At 37.7% G+C, this 15720-nt stretch carries 16 protein-coding genes; 3 read left to right on the plus strand and 13 right to left on the minus strand.

What is annotated here, in order from left to right:
• Positions 1 to 5: 5 nt before the first annotated feature.
• Together P0092_RS21225 and map are read left to right on the plus strand one after the other, a co-directional pair.
• Positions 6 to 1127, plus strand: coding sequence for a SpoIIE family protein phosphatase (locus P0092_RS21225; protein ID WP_004618287.1), 1122 nt, complete (start codon positions 6 to 8; stop codon positions 1125 to 1127).
• A 64-nt stretch (positions 1128 to 1191) separates the two neighbouring features.
• Positions 1192 to 2004, plus strand: coding sequence for a type I methionyl aminopeptidase (gene map / locus P0092_RS21230; RefSeq protein WP_004618286.1), 813 nt, complete (start codon positions 1192 to 1194; stop codon positions 2002 to 2004).
• On the opposite strand, the gene hypB is transcribed toward map, so the two are convergent.
• The 9 genes from hypB to P0092_RS21275 all read right to left on the minus strand — a co-directional run bounded on the left by hypB (position 1970) and on the right by P0092_RS21275 (position 9143).
• Positions 1970 to 2632, minus strand: coding sequence for a hydrogenase nickel incorporation protein HypB (hypB, locus tag P0092_RS21235; RefSeq protein ID WP_004618285.1), 663 nt, complete (start codon positions 2630 to 2632; stop codon positions 1970 to 1972). The two genes, map and hypB, sit on opposite strands and share 35 nt — an antisense overlap.
• A gap of 29 nt (positions 2633 to 2661) precedes the next feature.
• Positions 2662 to 3315: a trimeric intracellular cation channel family protein gene (locus P0092_RS21240; protein ID WP_004618284.1), complete on the minus strand. Its 654-nt coding sequence runs from the start codon at positions 3313 to 3315 to the stop codon at positions 2662 to 2664.
• A gap of 86 nt (positions 3316 to 3401) precedes the next feature.
• The gene (hypA, locus tag P0092_RS21245) at positions 3402 to 3743 is read right to left on the minus strand and encodes a hydrogenase maturation nickel metallochaperone HypA (RefSeq protein ID WP_004618283.1); all 342 of its coding nucleotides are present in this window, start codon (positions 3741 to 3743) and stop codon (positions 3402 to 3404) included.
• 127 nt (positions 3744 to 3870) lie between these two features.
• A complete protein-coding gene (locus P0092_RS21250) occupies positions 3871 to 4245 on the minus strand; it encodes a 4Fe-4S dicluster domain-containing protein (protein ID WP_004618282.1) in 375 nt (124 codons plus the stop codon).
• A 35-nt stretch (positions 4246 to 4280) separates the two neighbouring features.
• The gene (locus tag P0092_RS21255; RefSeq protein WP_004618281.1) at positions 4281 to 5360 is read right to left on the minus strand and encodes a hydrogenase large subunit; all 1080 of its coding nucleotides are present in this window, start codon (positions 5358 to 5360) and stop codon (positions 4281 to 4283) included.
• Positions 5357 to 5725 carry an NADH-quinone oxidoreductase subunit C gene (locus tag P0092_RS21260; RefSeq protein ID WP_276187237.1) on the minus strand — a complete coding sequence of 123 codons (369 nt, stop codon included), beginning with the start codon at positions 5723 to 5725 and terminating at the stop codon, positions 5357 to 5359. The genes P0092_RS21255 and P0092_RS21260 overlap by 4 nt, the downstream gene beginning before the upstream one ends.
• Before the next feature lie 46 nt (positions 5726 to 5771).
• Entirely contained in the window at positions 5772 to 6221 is a 450-nt protein-coding gene (locus tag P0092_RS21265) for an NADH-quinone oxidoreductase subunit B family protein (protein ID WP_004618279.1), read from the minus strand.
• An 82-nt stretch (positions 6222 to 6303) separates the two neighbouring features.
• Complete coding sequence (locus P0092_RS21270; protein WP_004618278.1) at positions 6304 to 7161, minus strand: respiratory chain complex I subunit 1 family protein; 858 nt, start codon at positions 7159 to 7161, stop codon at positions 6304 to 6306.
• Positions 7158 to 9143 (minus strand): NADH-quinone oxidoreductase subunit 5 family protein, encoded by a 1986-nt coding sequence (locus tag P0092_RS21275; RefSeq protein ID WP_004618277.1) that lies wholly within the window; start codon positions 9141 to 9143, stop codon positions 7158 to 7160. The genes P0092_RS21270 and P0092_RS21275 overlap by 4 nt, the downstream gene beginning before the upstream one ends.
• Positions 9144 to 9640: 497 nt before the next feature.
• Between P0092_RS21275 and ytvI the strand changes: the two genes are divergently transcribed.
• On the plus strand, positions 9641 to 10702 hold the full coding sequence (ytvI, locus tag P0092_RS21280; RefSeq protein WP_004618276.1) for a sporulation integral membrane protein YtvI: 1062 nt from the start codon (positions 9641 to 9643) through the stop codon (positions 10700 to 10702).
• A gap of 2 nt (positions 10703 to 10704) precedes the next feature.
• On the opposite strand, the gene prmC is transcribed toward ytvI, so the two are convergent.
• The 4 genes from prmC to rho form a co-directional block, all read right to left on the minus strand.
• Positions 10705 to 11559: a peptide chain release factor N(5)-glutamine methyltransferase gene (gene prmC, locus P0092_RS21285; RefSeq protein WP_004618275.1), complete on the minus strand. Its 855-nt coding sequence runs from the start codon at positions 11557 to 11559 to the stop codon at positions 10705 to 10707.
• Between the two features lie 18 nt (positions 11560 to 11577).
• Positions 11578 to 12504: a DUF1385 domain-containing protein gene (locus P0092_RS21290; RefSeq protein ID WP_004618274.1), complete on the minus strand. Its 927-nt coding sequence runs from the start codon at positions 12502 to 12504 to the stop codon at positions 11578 to 11580.
• A 188-nt stretch (positions 12505 to 12692) separates the two neighbouring features.
• On the minus strand, positions 12693 to 12902 hold the full coding sequence (rpmE, locus tag P0092_RS21295) for a 50S ribosomal protein L31 (RefSeq protein ID WP_004618273.1): 210 nt from the start codon (positions 12900 to 12902) through the stop codon (positions 12693 to 12695).
• 187 nt (positions 12903 to 13089) lie between these two features.
• Positions 13090 to 15165 carry a transcription termination factor Rho gene (gene rho / locus P0092_RS21300; RefSeq protein WP_004618272.1) on the minus strand — a complete coding sequence of 692 codons (2076 nt, stop codon included), beginning with the start codon at positions 15163 to 15165 and terminating at the stop codon, positions 13090 to 13092.
• Positions 15166 to 15720: the final 555 nt, after the last annotated feature.

Raw genomic sequence — 15720 nt, forward strand, 5'->3', positions numbered from 1 at the left:
ACTTATTGTCAAATAAAATTGTTAAAGAATTTGCGTCTTCGGAAACTAATTTCATAGAAGATATAATAGACGGAATGCAGGATTGGGTCAGAGTCATCGGCAAAGACGGCAGAGTTTTATTTGTCAATAAGCCTATGCGTGATGGTCTGGGCTATGACGTTGTTGGCAGAAAATGCTTTGAGGTTCTTGGCCGTTCCTCCCCTTGTCCCAATTGTATATCAAGCCTTAGAGGTAAAAATCTTCCTAATTCAAAGGAAGAAACAATAAACGGGCGTGTTTTTTCGGTGACAAGCTCACCTTTAAAAAGTTTCCAATCAAACAACGTGGAAGCTATTATTGAGGTACTCCATGATATAACCGAACTCAAAGCTTTAAGTAAGGAGCTTGAAAAGCAAAACGAACAGCTTAAGGAGGATCTCTCCATGGCAAGAAAACTGCAATGCAGTCTTCTGCCCAAACAGCAGTCCGTTGGAGAAAATATAAGTTTCAGTTATATTTACAAACCCTGCGAAATGATTGGAGGGGATTTCCTTGACATATTTGAAATTGACGAGGAACACGTAGGTATTTATATAGCTGATGTATCCGGACACGGCGTTGCAGCATCCATGCTAACAATGTTTTTACGTGCTGCTATAGACAAATCCTCACTGTCACCGGCAAAGGTGCTTACCCAGCTCTATCAAGAGTTCAATAAGAATGGTTTTGATGATGAACTTTATATATCCGTATTTTATGGAATAGTAAATATTACGGATTATAGTTTCTCATACTCAAATGCAGGGCTAAACGTCTCACCTATTTTATTTTCGGGAGATGACTTCAAGCTGCTGAGAGCCAGAGGCATACCCATCAGTAACTGGGTGGATAAGCCCGAATATACTGAAGCAACACAAAAACTTAGTCCAAAGGACAGACTATTATTCTACACTGATGGAATAATTGAGATTAAAAACAGCTCCAATGAGCAGTTTGGTGAGGATAGAATCGTTGAGCATTTTTTAAGGAAAGGCTTAAACCCCTCAAGTATAATATCACAGCTCGTAGACAAGGCTTTGTCCTTTTCAAAAAGCAGTATACACGACATTATGGATGATATCACAATAGCTTTACTGGAAATGAAATAAATATTGTTTATATTTGTTATAATTAAATAGAAGACTTAAAAACATAATTAAGGAAGTGTATTTAGTGAGTATCAATGATATCGCACAAAAACTGGAAAAATTTAAGAACATGGGCTATATAATACCCCATAAGTCCTTACTAAAAACTCCCCAACAGATTGAAGGTATACGCAAAAGCGGTGAGATTACTACTCAAATACTTGATTTATTGGAGAAAGAAGTTAAACCCGGCATTACAACAGCAGAAGTAGATAAAATTGTATACGAATATACAGTTGCACACAATGCAATCCCTGCACCACTGAATTACAACGGTTTTCCCAAAAGCGTATGTACTTCTATAAACGATGTCGTATGCCACGGAATACCTGATGAAAAAACCGTACTCAAATCGGGAGATATAGTCAATATTGATGTTTCTACCATTTTGGACGGATATTTTTCAGATGCAAGCAGAATGTATATGATAGGTGATGTTTCACCAAATGCAAAAAAGCTTGTAGAAGTGACAAAAGAGTGTCTTGATATAGGAACACAGCAGGTTAAACCCTTTGCATCAATAAATGATATAGGAAGAGCCATTGAGCCTTTTGCCAATAATCACGGTTATAGTGTTGTCCGTGATTTAGGCGGTCATGGTGTTGGGCTGTATTTCCATGAGGACCCACATGTCGATCATTTTAAGAGGAAGGACATGGGATTCCTCATACTTCCGGGAATGGTATTTACAATAGAACCTATGATAAACGAAGGCCGTTATAGAGTCCAGATTGGAAGAGACAACTGGACTGTAACTACAAAAGACGGTTCTTTATCTGCCCAGTGGGAATATACTATTGCTGTTACAGGGACGGGTTTTGAGATACTTGCACATTAAGCATCCAAGCTGCAAGTTCACTTACTCCTTCACCTGTTTTACATGATACTTCAATAATTTTTGCATTTTCATTTAATGCCTTAACGCCTTTGTAAAAGCTGTCTTTATCAAAGTCGATATAAGGCATTAAATCTGTCTTGTTAAGTACAACAATATCAGCAAGTTCAAACATTGAAGTGTATTTATAAGGCTTATCATGTCCCTCAGGAACACTGGCAATAACCATTTTTATACCTTCACCAAGGTCAAAGGAAGAAGGGCATACAAGATTTCCTACATTTTCTATAAAAAGGATTGTCCCATCCTTTAGTTGAAGACTCTCAGCAGCAGTCCTTATCATGTTTGCGTCTAGGTGGCATCCTCCGCCGGTATTTATCTGAATAACAGGATTACCCAGCTTGTCTATTTTTTCTGCATCAATTGAAGAGGCAATATCACCTTCAACTACAGCAACATTTGCTCTGTCACCAAAAGCTTCTATAAGCTTTATAATGGTACTGGTCTTTCCTGAACCCGGTGAAGCCATTATATTAACAGCCTTTATTCCCTTACTTCTAAAATAACTCCTGTTTTCCTCTGCAAGCCTGTCATTGGCATGCATTATGTTTTTCATAACTTTTATTTCCATAAGTACCTCCAATATGTTTTATCCAAGATTTACATTCTAAAGTTTCGCCGATTGTTTCCTCCGGTTGGTTTGCCTGTATCCTTCCTGCTTATAACCGGCAGATGCAGTCTAAGCTTTACTGATATCATTCTAATGGCAAATACTACTCCTACGCACAGATATATGTTTATACTAAGGCTAATCCGTCCATCCATGAAGTAAAACAAGAGAGAGCCTATAATAGATGGTATTGCATATATTTCACTTCTGAATATCAAAGGAATCTCATTAACCATTATATCTCTTAGTATGCCTCCTCCGACCCCGGTTATAACTCCTGCAAAAACAATGCCAAGAAGAGGCAGCCCATACTCCATAGCCTTATATGTAGCAGTTATGGTGAAAACCCCCAGCCCTATTGCGTCGGCCAGCACTATAAAGGACATAACCCTGTTAACCATAGTATACAGCAGGCAAGTAACAATCATTGTTACTGTTATGGCAGCGAAATACCTCCATTGTACAAAGAAAACAGGTACCTCTCTTCCAATAACAATATCCCGTATAATTCCACCGCCGGAGGCCGTTGCCATAGCCAGAACATATATACCGAATAAATCAAGCCTGTTCCTGATTCCTACAAGAACTCCAGATACAGCAAAAGCCACTGTACCAATTATATCTACTATGCCCAAAACCAACATGAAGCTTCCTCTCAGCATAAATCAAGACCCACTCCGGCAGCATATTATACTTTATAATATGAAAATGCTGAAAGAATGTGTTTTTGTTATTCAATTTCAAGACTTTCTATATAAAACTCCCGACCTACATCTGTGGGCATACCAAGTCCCCCGCATTTGGGGCAGTCAAAACCTGTTGCGGGCTTTATAAATACCTCACCACATTCTCTGCACTTAAATTCAGCTTTCACACGTCTGAAAACAAGCTTTGCACCATGGGCAATGGTGCCTTCGCTCATAATGTCAAAATACATTTGTACCGAGTCATCAACTATAGTTGACAAATCTCCTATTACAAGGCGTATTTCCAGTACTTTTGAGGCCTCAACCCTCTTGGCTTCATCCAAAACAAGCTTTAGCATCGACTGAGTTACTGCGTATTCATGCACATCCACAACCTCCGTGACTCAATATATGTTTTATCACATAATAATATCCACATACACTAAAATTCAGAGAAAGCCTTATCTTCCTCTGAATTTTAAGTAGTATATATAAATTCACTTATTATTATACCTAAGCTGTAACTTTACTGTTATCGCTTTCAACTTCCTTTGGAGGCTGAACGGCTTTATAATTTTCCTTTTTTGTTGCTGCTGTTTTATGCTCTGCGCTTGCAACAATACATTTCTTTGGACAAGCTTCAACACAAGCGTTACATATTACGCACTTGAACTGGTTAATTTCCCAGGACTTCTCCGCTTTATTTACCACTATGGCATTAGCCGGACATTTTCTCTGGCAAATACCGCAGAAAATACATTTATCTATTTCAATACCCTCAATCTGACCTCTGGAATCCTTGAATGGTTCTCTTTTTTCAAAAGGATACATTCTGGTTGCAGGCTTTGAAGCAAGATTCTTAAATACATTTTCCATCATCTTAAACATCTCTTATGACCTCCTATCTACCAAATAAATTTCTATTATCTCTCGGTACAGGATATGCATGGGTCAATGGTCAGAATAAGCATAGGTACATCTGCAAGCTGACTGCCCGGCAACATCTTCAGAAGTGACGGAATATTTGCAAATGTAGGAGTTCTAAGTCTTAATCTATCCAAAGTTTTTGTTCCATTTCCTCTTAAATAATAGAGAACTTCACCTCTTGGCTGCTCAACTCTTGAAATTACATCTCCCTTTGGAGGGAATCCCTTGAAAGGAACAACATGCTCTCCTTCAGGTATCTTTGCTATAGCCTGTTTTATAAGGTCAATAGACTGATAAACCTCTTTGAGTCTTACATAAGTTCTTGCATAGCAGTCACCGTCATTATGAGTAATAGGCTCAAAATCCAATTGTCCGTATGCAGAATATCCTGTAGTTCTCATATCAGTAACAATACCGCTTGCTCTTGCCATTGGTCCTACTGTACAATATTCAATTGCATCAGCCTTCGTGAGAACGCCTACTCCAACCAACCTGTGCTTAACTGTATAATTGCTTAAGAACACTGCTTCAAGCTGCTCTAAATCATACTTAATGTCATCAACAGTTGCAACAATCTTAGCCATTTGTTCTTTATTCAAATCTCTTCTTGTACCACCAATAGTATTACATGAAATAACAACCCTACTTCCAGCTGTTTCTTCCATTATATCCATTACCTTTTCTCTGTCTCTCCATGCCTGCATGAATAAACTCTCAAAACCAAAGGCATCTGCCAGAAGACCTAACCAAAGCAAATGGCTGTGCATTCTGTGAAGCTCTGCCCAGATAACTCTCAAAAACTTCGCCCTGTCGGAAATCTCAATATTCATCAATTCTTCAATACCCTGACAGTAAGCCATTGCATGCATTACACTGCATATACCGCAAACTCTTTCAACAACAAATGTGTTTTGAGTAAACTCTTTTGTTTCAGTTAGCTTTTCAAGGCCTCTGTGAACATAACCAATCGCAGGTATTGCATCTACAATATTTTCATCTTCCATAACTAGCTTAATATGAAGGGGTTCCGGAAGCACAGGATGCTGTGGCCCAAAAGGAACTATAGTTGAACTCATTTTGAATTACCCCCTCTTTTTTCAATAGTTATTTGCCTTCTTAACATTGGTGATTCAAGTTCTTCCTCTGAGAGAAGCATATGTCCGCCGTAATCTACTACAATTCCGGTGATATTAACTCCAAAGAGTTCCTTTATCTCGTTTTCAACCAGTAATGAACTGATATAGATTTTAGAAATACTTGGAACTTCCTCATCCTTCTTAACAGTAATCTTTAAGTTCTTCATTTTATAGTCGATATCAAAATGATATACAATATCTATAGTGTCATCACCATTATCTACACTAGTTGTAGTAATGAATCTGTATCCATCATACTTGCACTTCTGAACTTCTGCAAGCAGCTGATCAATTGTAATTTCCACCAAATTTTCAATCATTTTACACTTACCTCCATGAGCCTGACAGCCCTTATTTAGCTACCTTCTTCATTGCATCAGCTTTTTCGTCAAGTTTACCTATAGCCTGAACTATACCGTCTATAATGGCTTCAGGTCTTGCACAGCAGCCCGGAACAAATACATCAACGGGAATTACGTTTTCGACCCCGCCAAGTACATTGTAACATTCCCTAAAAATACCTCCGGTGCAAGCACATGCTCCAATAGCAACAACACATTTAGGGTCAGGCATTTGATTGTATATATTCTTTAATACGATTTCATTTCTCTTGTTTACAGAACCTGTTACCAGCAAAATATCAGCATGTTTTGGGTTACCAACATTTATAATACCCAAACGCTCTGCATCATACAGTGGAGTGAGACAAGCAAGTGTCTCAATATCACATCCGTTGCAGCTCGTACAGTCGTAGTGCATTATCCAGGGTGATTTCTTCCTTGATTTGCTTATTATACCCATACAATTCACCTTTCTTACAGGATAGGCTGCTTGCAAATATGTTTAGTCAGCAAGCAACCTCCAATATATTTAGTAGTTCCTATTAAGGAATAAGATACATCCAAACAATGTTTACCATAGCTGCACCGATACCTGCAACCCAAGTAATTTTAACCATCCACTGCCATGTAACTCTGGCACTGATATTATCGATAACTATTTCAAAGAAATAACATACTAACGCTATTAATATACCTACCCATAAAGGTTTTGCAAAAAACAATGAAATTAATCCCATGAGCAGAACCAAATCAATCCAGTCTGTTAATTCCAGCAATGCCAGTTGAGTCCCTGAAAACTCAGTAGTTACTCCCTTTATCAATTCCTGATGACCATGGTGAGATGTTGCAAAGTCAAAAGGTGACTTTCTCAGCTTTATTGTCAAAACATAAATGAATGCCAGGAACAAAAGAGGCAAGCTGTACAACAGAGGTTTATCGTGGTTGAAAATATCAGAAATCATAAAGCTTCCTGTTGCCTTGTACACCCCAACAACCATTAACAGCAAAACGGGTTCATATGCCATCATCTGCATAATTTCTCTCTGAGCACCAATCTTGCTGTATGGAGAACGAACACTCATAGCACCCATTATCAGTGAAATGCCTGAAAATGCCAGAATAAACATCAGCATAAGCAAATCCTGTTTTAAAACCAACATAACCAGAGCACCTATTGCAAAGAACAAATGTCCTAAAACATAAACCATCTGAGTCTGGTTAACGGCGATTCCCTGCTTGCCAATCAATTTAAAGAAGTCATAGAAAGGCTGAAGCACAGGAGGTCCGAATCTATTCTGCATTCTTGCAGTAATTTTTCTGTCAATACCAAAAAGTAATCCACCCAAAATTGGAGCAGCTATTATGGCAATAACAGCAGTTAAAATATTGTTTATGCTCATAATCCGATCACCACCCCTAACAAAATTATTATAATTGCACCAGCAACCAGGTTGAGCCAGAAAGTCAGCTTGGTCTCACCAAAAACAGATTCCATGTAATAGTTTCTAACAACTACTTTCTCAACTTTGTCACCGGGACTGATAAACTCTAATCCTCTTAAATCTTCATCTACATTGCTGCCACAGAGATATGGCGGCTTTAATCTTGCAGGCTTGATTCTGTTTGCGATAATAGGTATTGCAACCATCAATATCAATATCACACCAAAGAATATTATTGAAGCAAACCCTCCGTATACAGCCTGATTAACCTTTTCTAGCCATATTCCCATACCTGTTCCGGAAAGCATCTCTTTGTCGGCAATTTTGAATGCTATTATCTGAGGCTTTACAAACTGGTTATACAATGGAGCAATTCCTACACTTGCAGCCATAACCAAAGCAATTAGCACTGACAAAGCAGCTCTGATTGAGAAAGCAAGCTTTTCTACATGATACTTAGGCTTATATGACATTGTAAGAATTATTCCAATCCACTTAGACCAGAATACAACCGTAAGGGCACTGCCAAGTATTATAAACACAAGTACCAATGGCAGATGTACAGCTGTTTCTATCGCCATCCACTTTGTTATCAAAACACCGAAAGGCGGCAGCAGCATTGAAATTTGACCTATTACTGTAATAACTGTAGTAAACGGCATCTTTTTGAATAAACCCTGCATATCTTCGATGTCACGGCTGCCAATACCAAGCTCTATAGTACCTACGCACAGGAAGAGCAGTCCTTTTGATACAGCATGGAAAATCATTAGCAGAACAGCAGCGGCGAGAGAAATTCTCGTACCGATTCCTGCACAGCATATTATCAATCCAAGATTTGCTATTGTCGAATATGCAAGCACCTTCTTTGCATTACTCTGGCTTATTGCAATGGCTGAAGCAGCTACAAAAGTAAATCCTCCTGCAACAGCAACCAATTGTCCAAGTCTTGTACCTGAGAAAGCAGGAGCAATTCTTACAACAAGATATACACCGGCTTTAACCATTGTACTGGAGTGCAGTAATGCGGATACAGGTGTAGGAGCAACCATGGCTCCCAGCAGCCAACCCTGGAATGGGAACTGCGCCGACTTTGTAAAACCTGCAATACACAGAAGGCCAAGTGCTATTGGCATCATTCCTGCGAAAGCGCCCTGCATTCCCGAATTTGATATAGCCTGTATTGAAAGTGTATCCAAGCTTGTGTTTACCATTAATATAGCGATGATAAAAGCTACACCGCCCACTGAGTTAAGCCACAACGCTTTTAAACCGTTTTTAATGGCTATTTCAGTCCCGTCATGTGATATGAGCAGGAATGAGCAAAGTGTTGTTACCTCCCAGAAGAAATACATCCAAGACAGATTATCTGTCATAACCAATGCATTCATTGCACCAAGGAATATAAACAGTATCATAAAGAATCTTGGTTGCCTTGATACTTTCAGGTGCAAGTGATGTTCATGCTCCTTCATGTAGCCAAGTGCGAAAAATGTAACAATTGGGCCGATAATTGAAACAAGCATTATCATTATTAATGACAAATGGTCAATTACAAATGCCTGTTCGGGCTCGTTAACCTTGCCGAACACTCCAAATATCTCAAATAAAACCCAAGGAATAAATTGTAATACGGTTAATACAAGAACTATTGCTTTTTTATGCTTTATACCTATATACCCGATGTAGCAGAAGAGTAAGAAGTCAAGTCCCTTAATCAACCCACCGACAATCTCGAGTACATGCTCATCCATCTGGAAAACGAGTTTTCCTTCAGGAGAGTTAATCATAAGTGCTATGAAGCCGCCTGCCACTGCAAAAAGCAGCAGAGTAGAAATGCTCACAACAGCAATACGTACCTTCTGATTCTTCAGAATCAAGCATAATGCCGCGCTTAATGCAGGCAACAGAATAGCTGCCAGTAATAAATACCAATCCACAGCTTATTCTCCTTTCAAAATGTAATTTTAACCCTCATATTTTTAAGAATCTCATTATTAGTTACATAATAAAACTCTAAAAAAGACAAAAAAATCATAAAGTCAGACTAAATCCCTTATCAATGATAATTTATAAATGGTGCTTTAGTCAATCTCGCTATTAGGTAAAAAAAATATTCAATTATTACTTTTGTCACTTATTCTCCTGCAATGTCTTCCGTTTATCAATTTACAAATATTTTTAAATACTAAATTAATAAAAGCCCATGTTTTAAGGCATTTCAATAAGTTATAGCTGTGTATTGTATACAAAAATTGTAGAAAGCTTCTATTAGTGTTCCAAATTACCTTTGCAGGATAGTTTTATACTATTCATAAATTTCTTCTAATCCTGCTTGGTTATATTTCCTAAAACATAAATTCAATATGTACTTTTGTATTATTATAATGTATAAATTAAATATAAGGATTTTAGATTAGGTAAGGAGTATAACAACATGGAGATATGGAACAAGTATCAATCTATAATTAAAAAGCTTCTTTTAATTTTGCTTATATTTGCAGTGATTTATCTGTCTATGTCGTACCTTTTACCGTTTTTTGCACCATTTGTTATAGCTTTAATCGTATCTTATATAAATGAACCGGTTATCAAGCTGCTCCAGAGACTTAAGATATCAAGAAAGGCTGCAGCTGCTGTATCCCTGTTATTTACAATGTCATTACTTGGACTGGTATTAACCGTAGGAATACTAAAAATGTATAATGAATTAATTGTTTTACAAGACAACCTAACCAAATATTCCAGTGATATATCCGTTAAAATAAATGGTTTAATTCATAAAGCAACATTATTTTACAACGGGCTTCCGGATCAGGTAACCAGCACCATAACCAAAAATCTTATATCCTTTTCGGAAAAAATCGGATTAATTATAACTTCAGTTATTCAGTACGTAATAAATACCGTATCCTCTATTCCAAGGTTAACAGTTTTTGTTATAGTAACAATTCTGGGTACATATTTTATAAGCAGCGACAAAAAAAGTATTTCTTCCTTCTTTTACAGACAGCTTCCATTTTCCTGGAGAAAAAATATAGTCAGCTTGAAAAAGGATACCTTTAAAGCACTTCTGGGTTACTTTAAAGCTATTCTTATACTTATGGGCTTCACATTTATAGAAGTAAGCATAGGCTTGTTTATTTTGAACGTAGATTATGCATTTCTTATAGCCTTGTTAGTGGGACTCTCTGATGCAATTCCTATCATGGGTACAGGAGTGGTTATGGTTCCGTGGATTTTGTGGACCGTAATATCGGGGGATATGCCCCTTGCCCTTGGTCTTAGTATAATCTATGTTCTTGGTATACTTATAAGGCAGATAATGGAGCCCAAGATAGTAGGCAGCCAAATAGGCCTGCACCCACTGGTAACTCTCTTTGCAATGTATATAGGGTTAAAGTTCTTTGGCATAATAGGAATGTTTGTGGGCCCTATAAGTATAATCGTGGTGAAGAAGCTTCAGGATTCGGGTGTAATGCGGTTATGGAATGATTAACCTCAAATTGACAGCTGCCCGATTACAACTCTGTCATTTCCGCCATAGTCTTTTATTACCTGTATATTGATAAAGGACTCCTCCATTAGAGCGGAAACCCTTTCTCCTTGATTAAACCCGATTTCAAAGGCCAGCCAGCCAAGATTATTAAGATATTCCGGAGCTTTCACTGTAATTATTTTATAAAAATCAAGTCCGTCTGCACCGCCGTCAAGGGCTAATTCCGGCTCATAACTGCGGACTTCCTTCTGTAAACCTATAATTATTTCTGTTTCAATATATGGAGGATTACTGACTATAAAATCAAATTTGTATGAGCCTTTAAGTGCTTCAAACAGGTCTCCGCAAAAAAATTCCACTCTATTTTGTACGCCGTTCAGGTCACTGTTAGCTTTTGCTACCTTAATAGCCTCCTCTGATATATCACACGCCACAATGCTGCTCTCAGGGCAGAAATGGGCTATGCTCACTGCTATGCAGCCGGAGCCTGTACACATGTCCAAGACCTTTAATCCGGCATTGCTACTTTTTTTTGCCAGTTCAATAACCTTTTCCACTAGAACCTCGGTGTCCTGTCTTGGTATAAGTACCGCAGGAGTTACTATAAACTTTAATGACATGAATTCGGTATCCCCTATGATGTATTGCAGTGGTGTATTTTTAGCTCGTTGAGCCAGCATATTGTCAAGTACTGCTCTTTCATCAGTGCTCAATTCTCTGTCGCCGTGGGCATATAAATATGCCCTTCCGCAGTTAAGCACCTGACAAAGCATGACCCCGGCTTCTTGTACCGGGGTCTCAATATCTGCACTTTTTAATTTATCTTCCGCATAATGTATGAATTCACTTATGTTCATATTTCACCGTTATATTCTTTAGTCTTTGCCCCAATCATCAACGATTTCGCTGTTTGGAATTACTTCATTGAAAGCGGCAATTGCTACTTCAATCTGACTGTCATCAGGCTCTCTGGTAGTAAACTTCTGAAACATTAGGCCCGGCGCACTAAATATCTTGAACACCCAGTTTTCATGTCTCACCGCAAATTTTATAAGCTCCAGAGATACTCCTGCTACAACCGGTACAAGAAGAATTCTGATTGCTGCATTTAAAAATATATTATGCCATCCTGTAAATGAAAATATCAAAATACTGATTATCATTATGGTAAAAAATAATGACGTACCGCATCTTGGATGCTTCGTAGTATATTTTCTTACATTCTCTACCGTAAGCTCGTCACCATGCTCATAACAATGTATTGTCTTATGCTCTGCGCCGTGATATTCCCACACCCTTTTCATATCCTTCAGAAGTGAAACCAGGGCCAGATATCCTATAAATATGCCTACTCTAAGAGCTCCTTCTATAAGGTTCTTAAACACAACTCCTTCTACAGGTATAAAACCCGCTATCAGGTTTGGAAGCAATATAAACAGCCCCACACTCAGAAAAATGGACAGTACTACTGAAAAATATATAGCTATGTCTGTTATCTTGTCTCCAAATTTCCGCTCAAGAAATTGCTCTATTTTTGAAGGCTCATTGCTTTTATCATCTTCTTCAAGATCTATAAATTCGGCAGAATACATAAGAGCTTTAACTCCTATTACCATCTGGGAAAATAAATTTACAGCACCTCTTACTATTGGAATCTTTGACAGCTTACCTTTCGGCTTTTGCGGATGTTTCTCAACAATTATCTCACCATCCGGCTTCCTAATTGCCGTAGCCCTGTACTCCGGCCCTATCATAAGCAGACCTTCAAGTAAGGCTTGACCACCAATCGTCGTCTTTTTCATTTTTCCTCCTATATTAAAAAACAGAGTTGGTAAAATCACAGTATACATAGACTTATATCTATAAAGACTTAACCCTTAAAAAAGATTATAACTCGAATATTATTAAAAGAAAAGATTAATAGTAATTTGTTTACAGATATGAAACAAAAGACCGGGAAAAACGATTCCCAGTCTTTATAATACCTTCATTATGCGTTATCAACAATACCGTATTTCTTCTTAAACTTATCAACACGTCCACCAACATCAACGAGCTTCTGTCTACCTGTGTAGAACGGATGACACTTTGAACAAATTTCAACGTGAAGGGCTTTCTTTGTTGAACCAGTTGTGAAAGTCTCGCCGCAAGCGCACTTTACTACTGCTTCAGAATATTCTGGATGAATTCCTTCTTTCATTGCTTTTCACCTTCTTTCAAAACATAATTGCAATGTCCTCAATGAACAGCATTATTATTATATATATTCAACGTACAATAAAATGTACTTAGTTGCTTATTAACGAGGCAAGTGATATTCTAACATAAAATTAAATACACCGCAATACCTTTTTTAGCACTTACAATAAGTTCCACACTTTAATTTACTATCTGTCCTGCGAGTTCTTATCTAAAAAAGATATTTTAATACTATTTACAAAATCATCGTTTGTTCTGGTCTGCATAAGTTTGTTTATTAAAATCTCTGTAACCTCTGCAGTTCCCATATTACTCATTGCCTTCCTTATAGCCCAGACACTTTCAAGCTCTTTTTGACTGAGAAGAAGCTCTTCACGTCTGGTTCCTGACTTATTAATGTCGATTGCAGGGAAAATTCTCTTTTCAGATAACTTTCTGTCCAGATGCAATTCCATGTTACCTGTACCTTTGAATTCTTCAAAGATAACATCATCCATTCTGCTTCCTGTTTCAATAAGTGCAGTAGCCATTATTGTCAAGCTGCCGCCATTTTCTATATTTCTAGCCGCTCCGAAAAATCTCTTTGGCTTATGAAGAGCACCGGGGTCCAAACCTCCCGATAATGTTCTTCCTGTTGGAGGAATAGTAAGGTTATACGCTCTTGCCAATCTTGTTATACTATCTAGTAGAATGACAACATCTTTCTTCTGCTCTACAAGACGCTGAGCTCTTTCCAGCACCATCTCCGCAACCTTTATATGATGTTCCGGAACCTCGTCAAAGGTAGAATATATTACCTCTCCCTTAATTGAACGCTGCATGTCGGTTACTTCTTCAGGTCTTTCGTCAATAAGCAGCACTATTAGCTCGGCTTCGGGGTAATTGATTGTAATTGCATTTGCAATTTTTTTCAAAAGTATTGTTTTACCGGCTTTAGGAGGAGATACAATCATTCCTCTCTGGCCTTTTCCAATTGGAGCTATAAGATCTATAAGCCTTGTTGAAAATTCTCTGGGTGCAGTTTCAAGAGTAATTCTGTTATCAGGATATATAGGTGTTAAGTACTCAAAGGCAACTCTCTTAGACGCAACGTCAGGAGTGTCTCCGTTAATTGACTGTACGTATAATAACGCCTGAAATTTTTCGCCTTCTTTTGGAATCCTGCCTTTTCCCCTGAGTTTATCACCTGTTTTAAGACCAAAACGTCTTATTTGTGAAGGTGAAACATAAACATCCTTAGGGCCGGACAAATAGTTTTCGCTTCTCAAAAAGCCATAACCGTCCGGTAATACTTCAAGAACTCCCTCTACAGGATCATCACTTTCTATTTTTTCACTACCTTGCGGTTGTTGAATCTGAGGTGAAATAACCTGAGGCTGGGATGGTGTCGGTTGCTGAGGCTGAACCTGCTGTGGCTGCTGATTTAATGGCATACGCTGCGGTTCCGATGAGATGTCAGACTTACCGTTTGTGTTAGTATATGGTCTGACTTGCCTGTGCTGTTGTCTATTATCCTGCCTTGTTGAAGGCTGATCATCTTTTCTGTATATCTGAGGTTTCGAATCCTTTTCAACTTTCCCCGATATCTTTTCATCAGAAATGTTTTTTGGCTGTTCTATAGTTTGCTCCGGCTTTAATCTGTTGTTTTTCCTGTGTGGTATGTTTTCTGCCGAATTGTTTTCTTTTTCTCGCGTTGAAACATCTGATGTGTTTGTTGTATTAGGTAATACTTTATTTTCAGTAACCTGAGGTTCGCCAGAAGGCTGAACATCCTTTTTCCGTCCTCTGCTATGAGGCTTCTTCTCGATATTTTTTGTTTCCAGATGCTTTAATGTGTCAGACAATCTGTCTGGTTTTTCACTTTGTTCTGATACGGAATTTGGATTTTTACCCTGATTATCCTGAGTTGTAACGTTAGTAATTAAATCTGATACCCCGGTATCTTCCGGCTTGTCCATTGATTTTGATGCCTTGCTCGGCCTTCCTCTCCGGGATTTTCTTAAGACAGGAACCTCCTCTAATGCTTCTTTGGACCTTTCTTCGCTTGCTTGAGTTTCTATTGTATTCGTAGCTGGTTCAGCCTTTTTAGTTTCTTCAGAAACAACTTCTTCCACAATATCATCAGATTTAAGTTTTTTGGAGTTTTCACTAAGCAGTTCTACTAACTCACTCTTCTTATATTTGGATATATTTTTCATTCCCAGCATTTTTGCAATATATCTCAAATCTTCTAACGTTTTTGACTGTAAATTAATTTGGTCCATAATTCACCACCTTATAAAATCTTTTACTATTTAGACCATTAAAAAGTAAGGAAAATATTTACACGAAAATCTTTATAGAAAATCAAACTACTTCTTCCGTTTTCTAGAGGAGAATTTTTGAATATCCCACAAAATTCATTATATCAAAAGTGTAAATACATGTCAATGTTATTAAAATCTACTAACATCGAAAATAGTCTCAGCCCTGCTATGTAGGTATGTTGCCTGTGGGTTTTCACTTTTGAACTGAGGAAATAAAATTCACCCCTACTTAATTATTGCCACTATGTAAGTTTTAATTCATATTGCCATCATATCTTTTGTATGCCGCCAATAAAGCTTTATAAGGAATAGTTTACGTAATACAAATGCCATAAAATGTTAACAATCGTCATTTAATCCTTTAATTGTCCAGAAATTTTAAAATGATATACATAATATTTTAATAAATACATTTGCTTTTTATAGTTATTTCTGTGTTATACATGTCATTTGTCAATTTGCATTTGAAATCTCCATGTTATTATGTATACGGCATTTTACATTGTACTAATT

The sequence above is a fragment of the Ruminiclostridium papyrosolvens DSM 2782 genome (assembly GCF_029318685.1).
In the GTDB taxonomy this organism is placed as follows: domain Bacteria; phylum Bacillota; class Clostridia; order Acetivibrionales; family DSM-1351; genus Ruminiclostridium; species Ruminiclostridium papyrosolvens.

Bases quoted from the DNA above. Each gene is read 5' to 3' on its own strand.
- hypB (WP_004618285.1), bottom strand. From the start codon at position 2,632: ATGGAAATAAAAGTTATGAAAAACATAATGCATGCCAATGACAGGCTT.
- P0092_RS21240 (WP_004618284.1), bottom strand. From the start codon at position 3,315: ATGTTGGTTTTGGGCATAGTAGATATAATTGGTACAGTGGCTTTTGCT.
- P0092_RS21250 (WP_004618282.1), bottom strand. From the start codon at position 4,245: ATGTTTAAGATGATGGAAAATGTATTTAAGAATCTTGCTTCAAAGCCT.
- P0092_RS21255 (WP_004618281.1), bottom strand. From the start codon at position 5,360: ATGAGTTCAACTATAGTTCCTTTTGGGCCACAGCATCCTGTGCTTCCG.
- P0092_RS21265 (WP_004618279.1), bottom strand. From the start codon at position 6,221: ATGGGTATAATAAGCAAATCAAGGAAGAAATCACCCTGGATAATGCAC.
- P0092_RS21270 (WP_004618278.1), bottom strand. From the start codon at position 7,161: ATGAGCATAAACAATATTTTAACTGCTGTTATTGCCATAATAGCTGCT.
- ytvI (WP_004618276.1), top strand. From the start codon at position 9,641: ATGGAGATATGGAACAAGTATCAATCTATAATTAAAAAGCTTCTTTTA.
- prmC (WP_004618275.1), bottom strand. From the start codon at position 11,559: ATGAACATAAGTGAATTCATACATTATGCGGAAGATAAATTAAAAAGT.
- P0092_RS21290 (WP_004618274.1), bottom strand. From the start codon at position 12,504: ATGAAAAAGACGACGATTGGTGGTCAAGCCTTACTTGAAGGTCTGCTT.
- rpmE (WP_004618273.1), bottom strand. From the start codon at position 12,902: ATGAAAGAAGGAATTCATCCAGAATATTCTGAAGCAGTAGTAAAGTGC.
- rho (WP_004618272.1), bottom strand. From the start codon at position 15,165: ATGGACCAAATTAATTTACAGTCAAAAACGTTAGAAGATTTGAGATAT.